Below are 516 nucleotides of genomic sequence, written 5' to 3'. Positions count from 1 at the left end.
CTCCATGGGGATGCCGAGTGCGGCGTAGCCGGCCAGCACCGAGCCGGCCACCGAGGCCAGGCCGCCGCACATCACCGCGAACAGCTGGGAGGGGGTCATGCGGGCGATGAAGGGGCGTACCACCAGGGGCGCCTCGGTCTGGCCGACGAAGATGTTGGCGGTGGCCGAGAGCGACTCGGTGCGCGAGGTGCCGAGGGCCTTCTGCAGGGCGCCGCCGAGCAGCCGGATCACCCACTGCATGATGCCCAGGTAGTAGAGCACGGCGGTCAGCGAGGAGAAGAAGACGATGACCGGCAGCTCCTTGATGGCGAAGACGAAGCCGGTGGCCTCCACGTCGGCCAGGCCGCCGAACAGGAAGCCGATGCCGTCGTTGGCATAGGCCACCACCTGGCTGACCGCCGCGGAGACGGTGGCGAGCACCGTCTGGCCGGCGGGCACGTAGAGCACGAAGGCGCCGATGCCGGCCTGGATGGCGAAGGCGCCGCCCACCGTGCGCAGGCGGATGGCGCGGCGGTC

General features: G+C 71.1%; 1 protein-coding gene. It reads right to left on the bottom strand.

The annotated features are described in order from the left end of the window. Positions 1-516 (bottom strand): nucleoside recognition domain-containing protein (locus tag OOZ15_RS20110; protein ID WP_323053979.1); only part of this gene is annotated, 516 nt, incomplete at both ends.

Origin of the sequence: Galbibacter kalidii, assembly GCF_026241135.1 — a bacterium.
GTDB lineage: Bacteria > Bacteroidota > Bacteroidia > Flavobacteriales > Flavobacteriaceae > Galbibacter.
The sequence above is the reverse complement of the archived record's forward strand: the minus strand, read 5'-3'. Positions and strand labels throughout refer to the sequence as shown.